Source organism: Amycolatopsis camponoti (assembly GCF_902497555.1).
Taxonomy (GTDB): Bacteria; Actinomycetota; Actinomycetes; order Mycobacteriales; family Pseudonocardiaceae; genus Amycolatopsis; species Amycolatopsis camponoti.
Genome location: NZ_CABVGP010000003.1, coordinates 1,150,634 through 1,167,143, shown reverse-complemented (window position 1 = coordinate 1,167,143; position 16,510 = coordinate 1,150,634). Strand labels below are relative to the sequence as shown.

Sequence of the window (16,510 nt, the reverse complement as noted above, 5' to 3'; positions counted from 1 at the left end):
CCTATCCCTTCGGCAACCGCGGTTCGACAGCGGCCTTCGCAACCGCCTCGGCGATCTGACAAGCCTCGTCCGCCGAGCCGGCGCCGAGCACCTCCACGTCCACCCGCGACGAATCACCCACCGGCAGAGCGAGCGTGCATCCCGCGACGGATGCGCCGCCGGACGCCTCCTTCGCTTGCCGGCCGTTGATGTCCTTGTCGACCACTCCGCCACCCGTGTCGTTCACCTGCGCGACCGACGCGGTGTCGCGGATGTTCGCGCCGATCACCTTCTGGTCATCGCTGGCCGAGGCGATCTTCTGCTGGAACCTGCAGGTTCGCACGCCCCCGACCGTGCCCTGGACCGGCTCGTTGAACTCGCCATAGCCACTCAGGTCGCTTGTTTTCAGCAGCGAGCACGCATCGGTGATCGACTGGGTCCCGCCGCCCCCTGAAGACGGACTTGCCGAAGCTTCCGACTCACTCGCCGAGGACGACTGGGCGGGCGACGCCGTTCCCCCCTGCGTCGTGGTGCACCCGGTGAGCAGCGCGCCACCAGCCACGAGCGGAAGGAGAACCCGAACGAGAAGTTTCGTCATACCTCAAGCCTGCTTGGTCTGGAGAGCGGAGAAGGCCTGGTTCTCCGCCTCCTTGTAGAGGCCCGCGGCCCTGGCGAGCGCCTCGTCTGCCTGCTTCGCGACCTGCTTGAGCTGCTCGAGAACCTGGGTCGCCTTACCTGCCGCCGTCGAGTCGTGCTTGGCGACGGTGTGCCCGTAGGGATGATCGCCGAGCTGGGGGTTCTGGTCCAGCAGGTAGCTCTTGTACTGCACGTCGGCGAGGCCGTTGACCAGTTCGGTCAGCGCGTCCCGGATCGGCTTCACGCCCTCCGGGGTGATCTTGAAGCCGCCGCCCTTGGCCGCGTCGACCAGCTTCTGGGTCTCCGCCGTGACGCCCTGGATGGCGCCGAGGTTCATGACGTCCGCGAACGAGCCGCCACCACCGCCATCGGCAATCAACATCGCTGTTCCACCCCGTATCACTCAGCCAAGCGTGTGCACCCGGAAGTCTACTAGCCGGGCACCCTGCGCAACTGCCGTTCACCGATCTTCACCTGTGACGCGGGCGGGCGCTGAGCGGTTCCCTCAGAACTGGCCTTCGAGCTGCGCGTACAGCTGCTGGGCCAGCCGGGCGTTGTCGGCCGGGGCGTACGTGATCCAGCGCTGGCCGTCCGCGGCCGCCCGGGAAGACATCAGCCAACGGCCGGACGGGGTGTCGAACCAGGCCAGCGGAGGGAACGTCCCGCCTCGGGTCTGGGCTGTGAACTGCCCCACGCGCTTCTTCGGCTCCTGGAACACCCGCTCGATCATCCGGAGCTGCGGACCGCCGCCGCTGCCGGCCGAGCGCGGGCCGCTGACGCCGGCGAACGGGTCGTACGCGTCGTCGCGGCGCTGGTGGCGGGGCTGCTCCGCCGGGCGGGCGATCGTGACCGACTGGCCCGGCGCCGCCGGGGTCAGGGGGAGGAGGTCGACGATCGCCGGGACGATACCCGTCGGGCGGACCTCCTCGAAGACGATCAGGTTCTCGTCCTGGCGCGCGAGCACCGCGAACTGGCCGTCGGACGCGACGCGGGCGAAGAGGTGGCGGTCGCCCAGCTCGGCGGCCGCGTTGATCACCACGCTGCCGCGGACGAACGTGGCCAGCGCCAGCTCGGCATCCGCGTCGAGCCGGCCGCGGCTCCACAGGTTGCGACCGGTCAGATCGCGGACGACGGCGTCGCGGATCATCGCGCGCTGCTCGACGGTCGTGCCGACGTGCGGGACCTCGAACGGGGTCGGCGCGCGGCCGAGCCCGAGCTGCTCCAGCAGGATGTCCACCGCTGCCAGTGACAACGAGAACGAGTGCGGCATCGCTTCCATCCCCCCGCGGGTTCTTCCGGACCGGGAAAACGGTAGTCCATCCGCTCTCGGCGAACCCGCTTGCCCGGGAAAGATCCCCGCTGGTCCGATGGACGCATGGCCGATCCGAAACCCGCACTCGTGCTGCACCTCGCCACCGGCGGGGAACCGCTGCTGTTCGCACTGACGACCGAAGGATCCGGTGAGCTGGCGGGCAAACTCGCCCAGCTCGTGAAGACCGGCGCGGTCGAAACGGTGACCACCAAGGACCACTCGGAGGTCGCGATCAACTTCGCCCACGTGGCCGCCGCGTACGTCGACGACCTCACCCGGAAGAGCACCGTCTTCGGCATGCACGGCTGAACCGGCGAAGGCCGCCTCACGACGAACGTGAGACGGCCTTCGGGAAACACCGCTCAGAGCTTGTACAGGCGCTGCCAGTTCTCGCGCGAGGTCAGCTCCGGCATGGCGCGCTTGTACTGCTCCTGCACCGCCGCGCCTTCCTTGCGCAGCCGCTGGACCACCTTCGCGCCGCGCTTGGCCAGGTCGAACATCTTGACCTTGTCGTACGACCGGACGCGGACGCCTTCCTGGTTCGCGTCGGTCACGACCGCGGTGTCGAACAGCGCGATGTGCCACCAGTTCGCCTCGTCGATCGGCACCGCGCCGAGACCGAAGCGGCTGCGGCCGAGGACGCGGTCGAGCACGCGCTTGATCAGCACCAGGCGCTGCATGCTGGGCCGCGGCGCGCTGTTGATGATGCCGATGTCGTTGGAGGCGATGCCCGGGACGTCGGTGGCCTTGTGCCGCTTGGTCTCCGGGTACTGGTCGCGGATCCGGCGGATCTCCTTCATCGCCTCGACCCCGCCGTCACGCAGGATCTCCGGGCCCTCCAGGAAGTCCTCGACCGCCTTGATCAACGTCGCCGACAGCCCGTACTGCATCCCCAGCAGATACCGCACCAGCTGCGCGAGCAGGACCCGCGAGAGCAGGTTGAGGTTGAACGGCGAGTGCAGCGCCGCGGTGATGATCGAGTTGCGCAGGTTGAAGTACCGGTGCCACTCGTCCCAGTCCTTCATGTGGAAGTCCGCGTGCCACACCCCCGCCCCCGGCAACGTCACCGTCGGGAAGCCGTGCGCGCGGGCCCGGTAGGAGTACTCCGCGTCGTCCCACTGGAAGAAGAACGGCATCGGATACCCGGTGGCCTGCACGACCTCGTACGGGATCAGGCACGACCACCAGCCGTTGTACCCGGCATCCAGGCGGCGTTCCTGCCGGTTCGGCTTCAGGGTCTCCTCGTCCACGCCGAGCAGGTCGGCGGTGGTCAGGGAGTGCTCGACCGGCTGGCCCGGCTCGAGGGTGTTGAGGCGGGCGTACTCGGCGCCGACGTGCAGCTGATTGGGGTGGAACAGGTTGAGCATCTGCCCGCCGACGATGATCGGGTTGGCGGCGCGGTTGGAGAACGCCGTCATCCGGATCACCAGGTCCGGCTCGAGCAGCACGTCGTCGTCCATGAACAGGACGTTCGCGTGCTCGGTGGCGGTGTGTCCGGCGACCTCGTAGAGGCCGCGGGTGAAGCCGCCGGCGCCGCCGAGGTTGGGTTGCTTGATGTAGTGCAGCTTGTCGGCGAGGTCCTTGGCGACCTGCTCGAACCCGTCGCGGGATTCGACGAGGTCGGTGCCCTGGTCGGCGACGTAGATCGCGTCGAGGGTCTCCAGCGAGGAGACGTCCGCGGCGAGGGCCTGCAGGTTTTTCAGGCAGTCGTCGGCGCGGTTCATCGTGCAGATCGTCACCGCGGTCGGGCGGATCTTCTCCGGGGCTTCGACGGTCCAGCGGACCTGCTCGACGCGCAGGGTCTGGCCGCCTTCGGTTTCGAGGTCGAGCCACAGCGCGCCGCCGTCGTAGAACTTGTCCAGCTGCGCGGTCAGCGTGACCTTGGTCTGCTTGACGTCGGCGACCTGCTCGGCGGCGACGACGCGGGGTTCGCCTTCGACGTCGGAGGCGCCCATCGACAGCAGCCCGGTGCCGGTGACGACGGCCTCGACCGACACCTCGGTCACCGTCGACCAGCGCTGCCAGTAGGAGGCCGGGAACCGCCCGAAGTACGTGTTACCCGACACCTTGGAGGCGGGCTCGATGGTGATCACCGCACGTTCCCGCACCGCGGAGCCCCACTCGAGCTCGGCGTAGAGGTCCTTGCTGACGATCGGCGCCGGACCGGCGTAAAGACCGCGCTGCGCCGTCAGGCGACCCTGCGGAGTGTGCTCGGTGAACCGCGTCTCGGCGGCCGCGCCGGCTTGGGTGGTCGGCGCCGGGGTGGCTGTTTTACCGGGCATTGAGTTCCTCAGTTCTCCTCGGTCGACGGCTCGCGGAAGACGACCCACTTGAGCATCACGAAATTGATCACGGTGGCCGTGGCCTGCGACACGGCCCAGCACAGTGTGTGCTGCCACGCGGACTCCGGCAGCACCTGGAGCATCAGCTGGTTCACCCCGACCGCGACGAAGAACGTCACGGTGTAGAGCAGGACGAACGAGCCGACCTGCGCCTTCCCGTCACGCCGTCCGCCCGAGAAGGTGAACTTGCGGTTCAGGAAGAACGCCGTGGTGGTGCCCACGATGAAACTGATAGCGCGAGCGACGTCGACCCACGGTGAAGTGGCCATCCCGGCCACCTGGGTCAGGAGCGTGTACGTGCCCAGGTCGACCAGGGCGCAGAAGCCGCCGATCAGGGCGAAGCGAATGAGCTGCCCCAGCAGTCCGATGTCGGACGGCTGAGCAGCTGCGATGTCGGCTTGCGGATCGGTCGCCACCACTGCATTACCTCGTTGCCTGAGTCACGGTCACCCGCGCGGGCGCTTGTGCCTTGATGCGCAAAGTGTAGAAGCGGGCACTTCAGGGTCACGTTCCGGGCGTCGTTCGGCGTGGCTACCCTGGTCGGGTGACCCAAGCACCCGATACACAGCGTCGCACGCTCACGGGCTGGGCGCGGACCGCTCCGACGACCGCAGACGTGCTGAGCACCGCAGACGTCGAAACCATCGCGCGCGCCGTGACCCAGGCCGGTGAACGCGGTGTCATCGCGCGCGGCCTCGGCCGGTCCTACGGCGACCCGGCGCAGAACGCGGGCGGTCTCGTCGTCGACATGACGGCGCTGAACCGGATCCACTCGATCGACCCGGACTCGGCGCTCGTCGACCTCGACGCCGGCGTGAGCCTCGACCAGCTGATGCGCGAGGCGCTGCCGCACGGCCTGTGGGTCCCGGTCCTGCCCGGCACGCGCCAGGTGACCATCGGCGGCGCGATCGCCAACGACATCCACGGCAAGAACCACCACAGCGCGGGCAGCTTCGGCAACCACGTCGTGTCGATGGACCTGATCACCGCGGACGGCCGGATCCGCACGCTGACGCCGGAGGGCCCGGACGCCGAGCTGTTCTGGGCGACCGTCGCCGGCATCGGCCTGACCGGGATCATCGTCCGGGCGACGATCCGGATGACCAAGACCGAGACGGCGTACTTCCTCGCCGACAACGAGCGCACGAACAACCTCGACGAGACGCTCGAGCTGGTCAGCAACGGCTCCGACGACAAGTACACGTACTCGTCGGCGTGGTTCGACACGATTTCCACCGGCTCGAAGCTGGGCCGGGCCGCCTTCGGCCGCGGCTCGCTCGCCAAGCTGGACGAGCTGCCGCCGAAGCTGCGCGCGAACCCGCTGAAGTTCGACGCCCCGCAGCTCGCGACGCTTCCGGACGTCTTCCCGAACGGCCTGGCCAACAAGCTGACCTTCGGCACGATCGGCGAGCTGTACTACCGCAAGACGCCGAAGGACGCCCGGGGCGTCATCCAGAACCTGACCGCCTTCTACCACCCGCTGGACATGTTCGGCGAGTGGAACCGGGCGTACGGCTCGAAGGGCTTCCTGCAGTACCAGTTCTCGACGCCGCTGGGCGCGGCCGAGCCGCTGCGCAAGATCGTCAAGAAGATCGCCGAGTCGGGGCACGTGTCCTTCCTCAACGTCTTCAAGCGGATGGGCGAGGGCAACGCGGCGCCGCTGTCGTTCCCGCACCCCGGCTGGATGGTCTGCGTCGACTTCCCGATCAAGAACGGGCTCAGCCGGTTCTGCCAGCAGCTCGACGAAGACGTCCTCGAGCTGGGCGGACGGCTGTACACCGCGAAGGACTCGCGCACCTCGCCCGAGACGTTCGCGAAGATGTACCCCCGCCTCGAAGAGTGGCGCAAGGTGCGCGCCGCCGTGGACCCCGAAGGCGTTTTCGCCTCTGACATGAGCCGGAGGCTCGAGCTGTGATCGACGCTGTTGGCAACCCCCAGTCCCTGCTGCTGCTCGGCGGCACGTCCGACATCGCGCTGGCGATCGCCGAGAAGTACCTGGCCGAGAAGCCCCTGCGGGTCGTGCTCGCGGCCCGGCCGTCGCCGCGGCTCGACGCGGCCGCGCAGCGCCTGAAGGACAAGGGCGCCGAGGTCTCGACGGTCGACTTCGACGCCAAGGACATGGCGTCGCACCCGGGCGTGCTGGACAAGGCGTTCGAGAACGGCGACATCGACGTCGCCGTGGTGGCGTTCGGCCTGCTCGGCGACCCCGAGGAGCTCTGGCAGGACCACGCGAAGGCCGTCGAAGCGGCGACGGTGAACTACACCGCCGCGGTGTCCGTCGGCGTCGCGCTGTCGGAGAAGCTCAAGGCCCAGGGCCACGGCACGGTGATCGCGCTGTCGTCGGTGGCCGGCGAGCGCGTCCGGCGGTCCAACTTCGTCTACGGCTCGACCAAGGCCGGTTTCGACGGCTTCTACCTGGGCCTCGGCGAGGCCCTCAAGCCGCACGGCGTGAAGGTGACGGTCGTCCGTTCCGGCCAGGTCCGGACGAAGATGACCGACGGCCTCAAGGACGCCCCGCTGACCCAGAACGCCGACCAGGTCGCCGAGCAGGCCGTGGCGGCGGCCCGGGCGGGCAAGGACCTGATCTGGGCGCCCGCGCCGTTCCGGCTGGTGATGTCGGTGCTGCGGCACGTCCCGCGGCCGATCTTCCGCAAGCTCCCGGTCTGAGGCTCTACACCCCAGGGTTGAACCGGAGTTCCATCCGGGCTCGGTCCGCACGCCGATGTGGTCGACAGGCTGCCTCAACAGACTCTCACCATGACGACCACGAACAGCAAACAAGCCGGGCTCACGCTGCTCCTGCGCGACGTCGCGCTCCCGATGGCCCTGTTCTACGTCCTGCGGTCCTTCGACGTCGACGCGGTGTGGGCGCTGCTGGTCAGCGCCGTGCCGCCGGTGCTGCGGACCGGGTACGTCCTGGCGCGGCACCGGCGGATCGACCCGGTCAGCGCGTTCGTGCTGGCCGTGCTGCTGGTCAACGGCGCGGTGGCGGTCTTCTCCGGCGACCCCCGGCTGCTGCTCGTCCGCAGCGCGTGGCTCACGCTGCCGTTCGGGGTGGCGATGCTCGCGAGCTTGCTCGTCGGGCGCCGGCCGTTGCTGTTCCGGGCGGTCTGCACGCTCCAGCCCGCCCGTGCGGGTGAGCTCGAACAGCTGTGGGGCCTCTCCTCGGCGTTCCGGCAGCGGTGGCGGTCGGCGACGCTGGGGTGGGGCACCGGGTGCGTGGTGCTGGCCTGCGCCGTCGTGGTGATGGCATTCACGCTGCCCGTGGACGTATTGCCGGTCCTCGACACGGCGCTGACCGTCGGGAGCGTGCTGCTCGGGGTGAAGCTCACGCGCAAGCGGATGGACATCCACCGGACGGTTGATGCCTGACCGCCGGCTCGACGATGGTCCGGGCGGCGCTCGTCCCTGATGCTCGGGGACATGCTCGGCACGCTGCTCTGCGACATCGCCGCCCCGGTCGGCGGCTACTACCTGCTGCGGGCGTTCGACGTCGCGCCGATCTGGGCGCTGACGCTCAGCGGCCTGCCGCCGGCGCTGCGCGTGCTCTACCTGGCGGTGCGGCACCGGCGGGTCGACGGCATGGGCGTGTTCGTGCTGGCCATCGTCGCGCTCGGGTTCCTGACGTCCGTGCTGACCGGCGACGCGCGGCTGCAGCTGGTCCGGGGTGCGTGGTTCAGCGTGCTGATCGGCGTGTGGATGCTGGCGAGCCTGCGCGTCGGCCGCCGCCCGACGACGTACCAGGCGACGCTCGCGCTGCTGCCGGGCCGTGCCTCGACGCTGGAGGCCCGCTGGGCGGACACGCCGTCGTTCCGGCGCGTGTGGCGGGTGCTGACGGTCGTCTGGGGCGTCGGCGGGCTCGTGCACAGCGCGGGGAGCATCGCGATGGCCTACACGTTGCCGGTGGACGTGGTGCCGGGGCTCGACACGGCGTTGTCGATCGGGAGTTTCGTGGTCCTGCAGGTGATCACGCAGGTGCTGCTGGCCCGGGAGGGCACGATGAACCGGATGTTCCGCGGCCGTGCTCAGCTGCCGGCGGCGTGAGCGGGCATCAGGTACAGGTTCTGGGTGCCCATCCACGGCGAGTCGATGCGCCAGCTCGCCAGCGCCGTCGGGGGCGGGGTCCGCCGCGTGGTCGCCAGGACCAGGTCCGGGCTGATCGGGGCCACGCTGTGGTCGAAGTTGTGGAAGTTGGCCTCCAGCAGCGCGCGGCCGAGGTCGCCGCTGCGGCGCTTCGTCTCCGCGATCGCCGGGTCGACCGCGCCGCGGTCGGAGAACTCGTCCACCAGCTCGCAGTCGCACGCGTACGCCAGCGCGCCGATCTCACCCGCCGTCTCGACCGTGCGGCCGTGGGCGATCGAGGCCAGCTCCTGGCCGATCTCGCGGTACTCCGTCGTCGAAGCGTGGTTGCTCGTGATCGGCGCGAACTGGCGCGGCAGGCCCGGCAGCGCGTACACGACGAGGCTCGCCACGAGGACTCCGCCGACGACCGTCCCCGTCGCGCGGCGGACGCGTTCCGGCACCGCGCACGCGCAGGCCGCCAGGAAGATCGTCGCGCCGATGATGCTCGGCGCGTAGTACCAGTGGTACGGCGGCACACCGAGGCGGCTGTACGCCACGTAGTGCAGGGCGGCCGCGACGGCCAGCGCCGCGAACGGCGTCAGGCGGCGGGCGGTCTCGGACCCGCGGCGGTACTGGACGAGCCAGAGCACGCCCACCAGGCCCGCGAGCGGCAGCGGCAGGAACGACAGCGCGGCCTCGGCGGGGAAGTTCCGCCAGTACAGGAGCGGGCCGTTGGTGAAGCTGAACGGCCCCCACGACTGCTGGCTGATCTTGATGACCAGCGTGTCCGGCACGGCCGAGCCGAGGACGAACCAGCTGAACCCGAACCACGGCAGCGTCACGGCCAGTGCGGCGAACACGGTGCGCCAGATGCCGGTCCAGAACTCGCGGCGGGCCGCGAACAGCACCGCCGCGAAGAGCAGCAGGTCGATCCGGACGAGCGCGAGCAGCCCGATCACGACACCGAGCCGGCCCGCCTTGCGCTCCCCCGCGTAGACCAGCGTCCAGACGACCCCGGTGGCGCCGAGCGCGACCTCCAGCCCGACCGATGACAGCAGCAGCGGGTTGACCAGCAGCAGCGCGAACGTCACCGGCGCGAACGCCGCCGGCAGCCCAGTGCGCTCACCCAGCCGGCGCAGGCCGAGGACGAGCAGCACCTGCGCGGCGACGAACACGATCCCGGCGGCCAGCACGGCGTCGCGGACGAAGAACGTCACCGCGGCCAGGGCCAGGACGTTGAGCGGGGACGTCGCGGTGTTCGCCGTCCCCTGCTCGATCAGGCCCCAGTGGACGTGGAAGGCGAGGTTCTTCGCGTAGGACAGCGTGATGTACGTGTCATCGATGAGATGGCTGCTGACCAGGGCGAACATGAGCGCGGAAGCCGTCGCGGCCCCCGCCGGCAGGGCCCACGAGCGGGCGACGGGCACCGCCGTCCACAGCGCGGTGGCGGCCTTCGGGAGTTCTGCGGAGGCGCTTCGCATCCCGGAAACGGTACCTCGCCCGTGATGATTCTGTGATCTGAGCGAGGTACGCGTGGCCCAGACCACACCGGTCAGATGCCGTCGCCCGCACCGGTGTTGCCGGAATTACCCGAGTTGCCTGAGTTGCCGCCGCCACCGCGGCCGGGGAACCCGCGGCCGTCGAAGCCCTGGCCACCCCCGGGACCGGGGACGGCGTGCTGGCGGTGGATGCCGGGACGGCCGTCGCGAGGACCGTGGCTGGTCGCGGCGGCGATCCCGCCGACGATGCCGCCGCCGATCAGCACGCCGAGAACGCCGACGGCGACGAGCTGGGTGGCGCGGTGGCCGACGAACCGCCGGAAGCCGCCGGGCTGCCGTGCGGCGGCCGGGGGCGGGCCCCAAGCACCGTAGCCCGGCCCGGGACCGGCCTGGGCGAGCTGAGGGGTGGGCGGGCCGGGCATCTGCTGGCCGTGCGCGGCGGTCTGGTCGCCCGCCTGCGCGGCGTTCGGCAACGCGGTGCTCTCGGCTTGGCCCTGTGCGGCGTTCGGCAGGGCCGTGTCCCGGCCGGAGCCGGCTCACCTTGTGCGGCGTTCGGCAAAGCCGTGGTCGCGGGCTCGCCCGGTGTGGGAGCGGACTCTCCCTCCGCGGCGGCCGGCACCGCCGGCTGCCGCGTGGTGGGCTGGTCGGCCGCGGCCTGCGCCGCGGGCTGCTCGACGGTCGGGTGGTCGGCCCCCTCCGGGGCCTTCTCCTCGCGCGGCTGGTCGTTCATCGTGGCTCCCCTGGTCATGGGGACGGGCGCAGTGCCCGCCCCCACCACCTCAGCGTGCGCCACTCAGCTGTGCGTCACCTGAAACGAACCTGTCGATCCGCCATGAGAACTCACAGGTAGAACGCCAGGAACAGGGTGATCACCCAGGTCGCGCCCAGGACCTGCAGGATGCGGTCCTTGAGCGCGATCTCCTCGGGCTCGCCCGCGATGCCGCCGTCGACGTCGACCGCGTAGCGCAGCACGGCCACCACGAACGGCACCATCGAGATGAGCGCCCACACCGAGTTGTGCTCGGTCTGGCGGATCTCGAACGCCCAGAGGCAGTACGACATGATCAGGATGGCCGCCGACGTCGCCCAGACGAACCGCAGGTAGCTGGCCGAGTACTTCTTCAGCGACGAGCGGATCTTCGCGCCGGTGCGCTCGAAGAGCATGATCTCCGCGTAGCGCTTGCCGGCCACCATGAACAGCGAGCCGAACGCCGTGACCAGCAGGAACCACTGGGAAAGCGCGATCCCGCCCGCGACACCGCCGGCGATCGACCGCATCAGGAAGCCCGAGCCGACGATGGCCAGGTCGACCACCGGCTGGTGCTTCAGGCCGAAGCAGTAGCCGAGCTGGACGGCCTCGTAGACCCCCAGCACCACGGCGAGCTGCCAGCTGGCGAGGAACGACACGCCGAGGCCAGCCAGGAAGAACACGACCGCGGCCCCGTACGCGACGGTGACCGGCACGACGCCGGCCGCGATCGGCCGGTTGCGCTTGGTCGGGTGGGCCCGGTCGGCCTCGACGTCGATGGCGTCGTTGATGAGGTAGACCGAGCTCGCCACCAGCGAAAACGCCACGAAGGCGACGATCGCGTCGAGCAGCAGGCCCGTGCGGTCGGTCGACTTCGAGAAGGCGAAGAACGGGGCCGCGAAGACCAGCACGTTCTTGACCCACTGGCGCGGCCGCGCCGTCTTGATGACGCCGCCGACAAGGCCCAACGGCCCCCGGGCGGCCGTCGCCGTCGACGTCTCACCGGTCACCGGGGTCTCCGGTGCCTCAGGAGTCACGGCCGCTTCGTCGCTGTTGCGCTGCTCGGTCGTCTCGCTCATGGGTTCTTCTTCAGCTTCCGTCGTATCAGACCACCGACGAGCCCCCCGAGAGCTGCACCGGCCAAAACGTCTGTCGGATAGTGAACGCCGAGTACGAGCCGCGAGGCGAGCATCGGCGGTACCAGGGCGGGCACCAGGTTACGCCCGGTCAATCCGGAGTAGAGCACCGCCGCCGCCGTCGTGGACGTCGCGTGCGACGACGGGAAGCTCAGCTTGCTCGGCGTGCCGACCAGAACCTCGACGCTCGGGTGGTCCGGTCGCGGCCGCCTGACCACGCGTTTCACCGCGATGGACGCGGCGTGCGCGCCGACGACACCCGCCGACGCGACCAGCCAGTCCTTGCGTCGCTTCTTGTCGACCACGGCGCCGAGCAGGCCCAGGCCGAACCAGCCGATGGCGTGCTCACCGAAGTGCGACATGCCGCGCGCGGCTTTCACCGAAGCTTCACTCTTCAGAAAGCCCTGAGCCTTCGCCAGGACCGCCACCTCTCCGGTGGGCTGCCCCTTCTCAAGCATCGAGGGACCCGTCGAGCGGCGCGCCGTCGGTCAGGTGCGGGGCGATCTTGTTGTCGAACGCCGACAGCGCCGACCCGATGGCCATGTGCATGTCGAGGTACTTGTAGGTGCCCAGCCGGCCGCCGAACAGCACGTTCTTCTCGCGCGCCTCGGTCTTGGCCAGCTCCCGGTAGGCCTCGAGCTTCTCGCGGTTCTCCGGGGTGTTGATCGGGTAGTACGGCTCGTCTTCCTCGTTCGCGAAGCGCGAGTACTCCCGGAAGATGACCGTCTTGTCCTTGGGGTAGTCCCGCTCCGGGTGGAAGTGCCGGAACTCGATGATCCGGGTGTAGGGCACTTCCTGGTCGTTGTAGTTGATGACCGGGGCGCCCTGGAAGTCACCGGTCTGCGCGACCTCGGACTCGAAGTCGACGGTGCGCCAGGTGAACCGGCCCGCCGAGTAGCCGAAGTAGCGGTCCAGCGGCCCGGTGTAGACGGTCGGGGTGCCCGCCGGGATGTGCTCGCGGACGTCGAAGTAGTCGACGTTCAGCCGGATGTCGATGTTCTCGTGCTCGGCCATCTTCTCGAGCCACGCGGTGTACCCGTTGACGGGCAGGCCCTCGTAGGTGTCGTTGAAGTACCGGTTGTCGTAGGTGTAGCGGACCGGCAGGCGCGTGATGATGTTCGCGCCGAGGTTCTTGGGGTCGTTCTCCCACTGCTTCGCGGTGTACCCGCGGATGAAGGCTTCGTAGAGGGGACGGCCGACCAGCGAGATGGCCTTCTCCTCGAGGTTCTCCGCGGCGTTGGTGTCGAACTCGGACGCCTGCTTCGCGATGAGCTCGCGGGCCTCGTCCGGAGTGTGCGCCTTGCCGAAGAACTGGTTGATCAGGCCGAGGTTCATCGGGAACGAGTAGACCTGGTCCTTGACCCGCGCGAAGACGCGGTGCTGGTAGCCGGTGAACTCGGTGAACCGGTTGACGTAGTCCCACACGCGCTTGTTCGAGGTGTGGAACAGGTGCGCACCGTACTTGTGCACCTCGATGCCGGTCTCGGGCTCGGCCTCGGAGTACGCGTTGCCGCCGATGTGGCTGCGCCGCTCGAGGATGAGGACCTTCTTGCCCAGCTCGGCCGCGGCCCGTTCGGCGACGGTCAGGCCGAAGAAACCGGACCCGACGACGACGAGGTCGTAACCTGCGAAATCGTCTTCAGTAATCTGTGCGGGGTTCGTGTGCGCGCTCACGGGCGTCGAGGGTACGCAGGTCGGTCACACGGCTCGCACCCGACTATCACATTTCGGCCTACGACACACCTGGAAAGCAGTGCCTGCACCCGAAGACTTCTGGAGCTACTTCACCGCCGTGGCCACCTACCTGGCCGTGCTGGCGGTGCCCGGCGGCGTCGTGGGCTGGGCCGCCGGCGTCCGCGGCTGGGCTCTGGCCGGGCTCGCGCCGCTGCTCAGCTACGCCATCACCGGCCTGGCCGGCCCGTGGCTGGCGATCGCGCACGTGCCGTACGGCCCGCCGAGCGTCGCCGCCTGCACGCTGCTGCTCGCCGCCGCGCTCTACGGCCTTCGCCGGCTGTCGATCGCGCGCGGCTGGATGACGCCGGGCGCCGAGGAGCCGGCGCAGGCGTGGTCCCGCCGGGCCCACCTGGCCGTGGGAGCGTGCGTGGCGGTCGCCACGGCCGTGTCGATCGCCGTGGTGGTCACCGGCCGCGGCGGGACGACCGCGGTGTTCCAGCGCTGGGACACCGTCTTCCACGCGAACGGCATCCGCTACATCGCGGAGACCGGCGACGGCTCCCTGACCGGCATGGGCACCATCAACTGGTACCCGGACGGCTCCTTCTACCCGAACGCGTACCACCTGGTCGGCGCCCTGGTCTACCAGCTGTCGGGGACCTCGATCCCGGTCACGCTGAACGCCGTCACGATGCCGATCGCCGGGGTGTTCGCGCTGGCCATGGTCGCGCTGGTGCGCCAGCTCGGCGGCCGCGCGGTGTTCGCCGGCAGCGCGGCGCTGGTCGCGGGCGGCGCGACGACCGGGGCGTACGAGTCGGTGTCGAGCGGGCTGCTGCCGTTCGCGCTCGGCATCGTGCTGACGCCGCTGGCGGTGGTCGCGCTGCAGCGGTTCGTCGTGCGGCCGGGCGTCGACACCGGCGCGGTGCTGGCACTGAGCGCCACCGGCCTGCTCGCCGCACACTCGAGCGCGTTGTTCGGCGCGCTCCTGTTCGCGTTCCCGCTGGTCGTGCAGCGCTGGTACCGGGCGCTGCGCGGCAAGCGCCTCGACGGCGTGCCGGAGGGCCGCGCCGCCTGGCGCGTCGTCGGTGGAGACGTCCTCCGGATGCTGCCGGTGATGGTGGCGGCCGGCCTTCTGGCCGCGCCGATGATCCTCGGCGCGCTCACCTTCACGTCCGGGTCGTACCCGTACCACCCGTGGGGCTCGCACATGCCCGTGTGGAAGGCACTGGCGATGCTGGCGACGTTCAAGCAGGTGCTGCCGGTGCCACAGATCTGGCTGACGGTGTTCCTGGCCCTGGGCGTGCTGACGCTGGTGCGGCTGCGGCGGATGCGCTGGGTGGTGCTCTCGGCGATCGGGCTGTCGGCGTTGTTCGTCGTGGTCGCGTGCTTCGGCGGCGAAGACTGGGTGATCAGCCTGTCGCGGCCGTGGTGGAACGACCGGTTCCGGCTGATGGCGCTGGCCGCGATCCCGATGTGCCTGCTCGCCGCGCACGGGATGAGCGAGACCCAGCAGTGGCTGGCGAAGCTCGCGAGCGGACGTGCCTGGGTGCGCGCGCGGCCGTGGCTGACCGGCCGGGTCGGGCTGGCGACGGCGGTGCTGCTGGTGGTCGCGATGGGTGTGCTGACCGGCGGGTTCTACCGCGCGGCCAACGCCAAGACGGTGTCGCTGCTGTACTACAACGGCCTGCCCGGCGAGACCGTCCCGCCGGTGAGCCAGGACGAGATCGACGCGATGGACCACCTCGGCACGCTGGGGATCCCCGCCGACCAGAAGGTGCTCAACGACCGCATGGACGGCACGGCGTGGATGTACGCGCTCACCGGCGTGCACCCGGTGGCCGGCCACTACGACGCGGGTGTCGCTCCCCCGGACGCGCTCTACCTGGCCCTGCACTTCGGCGACTACGACAGCGACCCCGAGGTGCGCGCGGCGACGCGGCGGCTGAACATCCACTACGTGCTGGTCGGCAGCGGCACGATCCGCCGCGACACCCCGATCGCGCCGGGCCTGCGGCACCTCGACGGGCACGACTTCGTGCGCGAGGTGTACCGGAACACCGGCGCGGTGATCTACCAGATCGTCAAATAGCGAAGCCCTCGTGGCCGCGGCGCCCCGTGCCGCGGCCACGAGGGCCCTCCGTCCCCCAACCACCCCCGGGGTGATCTCTGACGTCTGAGTGATGGACGCCCGAGGGACGGCAATCGGTTTCCCGGCTACCCGGATGTCACCCGTTCGGACTAGCGTGCAGTTCCGGCAGGACGTCGCTCGCGACCTGCTCCAGCACCGCTTCGCGGCCTTCGTAGGGCGACGACGACCGCGGCCAGTGCGCGATGACGTCGGTGAAGCCCAGCTCGCCCGCACGGCCCGCCGCGTCGCGGAACGCCTCCACGCTGCTCAGCGAGAAGACCGGGGACGCGTCCAGGCTGAGGTGCCGCTGGATGCTCGCCCGCTCGCGGCCCGCGTCGTCCAGCCGCTGGTCGAAGAGCTCGGTGAGCTGCTTGATGCCGCCCCACCACTCGTCCTCCGTCTTGCCGCCCCGGCCCGTCGTGACCCAGCCCGCGCCGAACCGCGCGGCCAGGGTCATCGTGCGGGGGCCGTTCGCCGCGACCACGAACGGCAGCCGCGGGCGCTGGACCGTGCCCGGCAGGTTGCGGGCCTCGCGAGCCCGGTAGTACTCGCCGTCGAAGTCGAACTTGTCGGTCATGAGCAGCCCGTCGAGCGCCTCGACGAACTCGGTGAACCGGTCGGCGCGCTGCTTCGCCGTCAGCTCCGGCGCGCCGAGCACCGCGCCGTCGTAGTGCTGGTGGTCGACGCCCGCGCCGACGCCCAGGACGAACCGGCCGTCCGAGATGTCGTCCAGGGTGGTCAGCTCGCGCATGAACGGCACCGGGTGCCGCGCGACCGGGGACGCCACGAACGTGCCCAGCCGGATGCGGGACGTCACCATCGCCGCCGCCGTCAGGGTCGGGACCGCGGAGAACCACGGGCCGTCGACGAGGTTCCGCCAGCCCAGGTGGTCGTACGTCCACGCGTGGTCGAAGCCGTATTCCTCGGCGGCACGCCACTTCGGCTCGGCGGCCCACCAACGATCTTCCGGGAGAATCACGATGCCTACTCGCAC

General features: G+C 70.1%; 17 protein-coding genes. 6 read left to right on the top strand and 11 right to left on the bottom strand.

Annotated features, from left to right (window positions below):
- Window position 1 precedes the first annotated feature (1 nt).
- From AA23TX_RS42000 to AA23TX_RS41990, 3 genes are all read right to left on the bottom strand, one after another.
- Window positions 2-577: a DUF3558 family protein gene (locus AA23TX_RS42000; protein ID WP_230863048.1), complete on the bottom strand. Its 576-nt coding sequence runs from the start codon at window positions 575-577 to the stop codon at window positions 2-4.
- Between the two features lie 3 nt (window positions 578-580).
- Window positions 581-997 carry a hypothetical protein gene (locus AA23TX_RS41995; RefSeq protein ID WP_155548500.1) on the bottom strand — a complete coding sequence of 139 codons (417 nt, stop codon included), beginning with the start codon at window positions 995-997 and terminating at the stop codon, window positions 581-583.
- A 123-nt stretch (window positions 998-1,120) separates the two neighbouring features.
- Window positions 1,121-1,885 (bottom strand): ESX secretion-associated protein EspG, encoded by a 765-nt coding sequence (locus tag AA23TX_RS41990; RefSeq protein WP_155548499.1) that lies wholly within the window; start codon window positions 1,883-1,885, stop codon window positions 1,121-1,123.
- Window positions 1,886-1,990: 105 nt separating this feature from the next.
- Between AA23TX_RS41990 and AA23TX_RS41985 the strand changes: the two genes are divergently transcribed.
- Window positions 1,991-2,236, top strand: a complete 246-nt coding sequence (locus AA23TX_RS41985) for a hypothetical protein (RefSeq protein ID WP_155548498.1) — start codon at window positions 1,991-1,993, stop codon at window positions 2,234-2,236.
- A 53-nt stretch (window positions 2,237-2,289) separates the two neighbouring features.
- Here the strand turns inward: AA23TX_RS41985 and AA23TX_RS41980 are convergent, their stop codons facing one another.
- Both AA23TX_RS41980 and AA23TX_RS41975 read right to left on the bottom strand, forming a co-directional pair.
- On the bottom strand, window positions 2,290-4,209 hold the full coding sequence (locus AA23TX_RS41980; RefSeq protein WP_155548497.1) for a glycosyltransferase: 1,920 nt from the start codon (window positions 4,207-4,209) through the stop codon (window positions 2,290-2,292).
- Window positions 4,210-4,217: 8 nt separating this feature from the next.
- Entirely contained in the window at window positions 4,218-4,688 is a 471-nt protein-coding gene (locus tag AA23TX_RS41975) for a GtrA family protein (protein ID WP_196425829.1), read from the bottom strand.
- A gap of 125 nt (window positions 4,689-4,813) precedes the next feature.
- Between AA23TX_RS41975 and dprE1 the strand changes: the two genes are divergently transcribed.
- The 4 genes from dprE1 to AA23TX_RS41955 all read left to right on the top strand — a co-directional run bounded on the left by dprE1 (window position 4,814) and on the right by AA23TX_RS41955 (window position 8,313).
- Entirely contained in the window at window positions 4,814-6,184 is a 1,371-nt protein-coding gene (dprE1, locus tag AA23TX_RS41970) for a decaprenylphosphoryl-beta-D-ribose oxidase (RefSeq protein ID WP_155548496.1), read from the top strand.
- Window positions 6,181-6,936 carry a decaprenylphospho-beta-D-erythro-pentofuranosid-2-ulose 2-reductase gene (gene dprE2 / locus AA23TX_RS41965; RefSeq protein WP_155548495.1) on the top strand — a complete coding sequence of 252 codons (756 nt, stop codon included), beginning with the start codon at window positions 6,181-6,183 and terminating at the stop codon, window positions 6,934-6,936. The genes dprE1 and dprE2 overlap by 4 nt, the downstream gene beginning before the upstream one ends.
- A gap of 90 nt (window positions 6,937-7,026) precedes the next feature.
- Complete coding sequence (locus AA23TX_RS41960) at window positions 7,027-7,641, top strand: VC0807 family protein (RefSeq protein WP_155548494.1); 615 nt, start codon at window positions 7,027-7,029, stop codon at window positions 7,639-7,641.
- Window positions 7,642-7,692: 51 nt separating this feature from the next.
- Complete coding sequence (locus AA23TX_RS41955) at window positions 7,693-8,313, top strand: VC0807 family protein (RefSeq protein WP_230863047.1); 621 nt, start codon at window positions 7,693-7,695, stop codon at window positions 8,311-8,313.
- On the opposite strand, the gene AA23TX_RS41950 is transcribed toward AA23TX_RS41955, so the two are convergent.
- From AA23TX_RS41950 to glf, 5 genes are all read right to left on the bottom strand, one after another.
- Entirely contained in the window at window positions 8,295-9,812 is a 1,518-nt protein-coding gene (locus AA23TX_RS41950) for a hypothetical protein (protein WP_155548492.1), read from the bottom strand. The genes AA23TX_RS41955 and AA23TX_RS41950 overlap by 19 nt on opposite strands.
- A 71-nt stretch (window positions 9,813-9,883) precedes the next feature.
- A complete protein-coding gene (locus tag AA23TX_RS50575) occupies window positions 9,884-10,303 on the bottom strand; it encodes a hypothetical protein (protein WP_230863046.1) in 420 nt (139 codons plus the stop codon).
- 367 nt (window positions 10,304-10,670) lie between these two features.
- On the bottom strand, window positions 10,671-11,657 hold the full coding sequence (locus tag AA23TX_RS41940; RefSeq protein ID WP_155548491.1) for a decaprenyl-phosphate phosphoribosyltransferase: 987 nt from the start codon (window positions 11,655-11,657) through the stop codon (window positions 10,671-10,673).
- Entirely contained in the window at window positions 11,654-12,172 is a 519-nt protein-coding gene (locus tag AA23TX_RS41935) for a phosphatase PAP2 family protein (protein ID WP_155548490.1), read from the bottom strand. The genes AA23TX_RS41940 and AA23TX_RS41935 overlap by 4 nt, the downstream gene beginning before the upstream one ends.
- The gene (glf, locus tag AA23TX_RS41930; RefSeq protein ID WP_155548489.1) at window positions 12,165-13,388 is read right to left on the bottom strand and encodes a UDP-galactopyranose mutase; all 1,224 of its coding nucleotides are present in this window, start codon (window positions 13,386-13,388) and stop codon (window positions 12,165-12,167) included. The genes AA23TX_RS41935 and glf overlap by 8 nt, the downstream gene beginning before the upstream one ends.
- A 79-nt stretch (window positions 13,389-13,467) precedes the next feature.
- Between glf and AA23TX_RS41925 the strand changes: the two genes are divergently transcribed.
- Window positions 13,468-15,477 carry a DUF6541 family protein gene (locus tag AA23TX_RS41925; RefSeq protein WP_155548488.1) on the top strand — a complete coding sequence of 670 codons (2,010 nt, stop codon included), beginning with the start codon at window positions 13,468-13,470 and terminating at the stop codon, window positions 15,475-15,477.
- Window positions 15,478-15,613: 136 nt separating this feature from the next.
- Here AA23TX_RS41925 and AA23TX_RS41920 read toward each other — a convergent pair whose 3' ends face one another.
- The gene (locus tag AA23TX_RS41920) at window positions 15,614-16,510 is read right to left on the bottom strand and encodes an LLM class flavin-dependent oxidoreductase (RefSeq protein ID WP_155548487.1); all 897 of its coding nucleotides are present in this window, start codon (window positions 16,508-16,510) and stop codon (window positions 15,614-15,616) included.

What these genes read in the sequence shown, in the direction of transcription:
- AA23TX_RS41935 (WP_155548490.1), bottom strand. Translation starts at nt 12,172, where the DNA reads ATGCTTGAGAAGGGGCAGCCCACCGGAGAGGTGGCGGTCCTGGCGAAG.
- AA23TX_RS41955 (WP_230863047.1), top strand. Translation starts at nt 7,693, where the DNA reads ATGCTCGGCACGCTGCTCTGCGACATCGCCGCCCCGGTCGGCGGCTAC.
- AA23TX_RS41990 (WP_155548499.1), bottom strand. Translation starts at nt 1,885, where the DNA reads ATGCCGCACTCGTTCTCGTTGTCACTGGCAGCGGTGGACATCCTGCTG.
- AA23TX_RS41940 (WP_155548491.1), bottom strand. Translation starts at nt 11,657, where the DNA reads ATGAGCGAGACGACCGAGCAGCGCAACAGCGACGAAGCGGCCGTGACT.
- AA23TX_RS42000 (WP_230863048.1), bottom strand. Translation starts at nt 577, where the DNA reads ATGACGAAACTTCTCGTTCGGGTTCTCCTTCCGCTCGTGGCTGGTGGC.
- AA23TX_RS41950 (WP_155548492.1), bottom strand. Translation starts at nt 9,812, where the DNA reads ATGCGAAGCGCCTCCGCAGAACTCCCGAAGGCCGCCACCGCGCTGTGG.
- AA23TX_RS41960 (WP_155548494.1), top strand. Translation starts at nt 7,027, where the DNA reads ATGACGACCACGAACAGCAAACAAGCCGGGCTCACGCTGCTCCTGCGC.
- AA23TX_RS41995 (WP_155548500.1), bottom strand. Translation starts at nt 997, where the DNA reads ATGTTGATTGCCGATGGCGGTGGTGGCGGCTCGTTCGCGGACGTCATG.
- AA23TX_RS41985 (WP_155548498.1), top strand. Translation starts at nt 1,991, where the DNA reads ATGGCCGATCCGAAACCCGCACTCGTGCTGCACCTCGCCACCGGCGGG.
- AA23TX_RS41980 (WP_155548497.1), bottom strand. Translation starts at nt 4,209, where the DNA reads ATGCCCGGTAAAACAGCCACCCCGGCGCCGACCACCCAAGCCGGCGCG.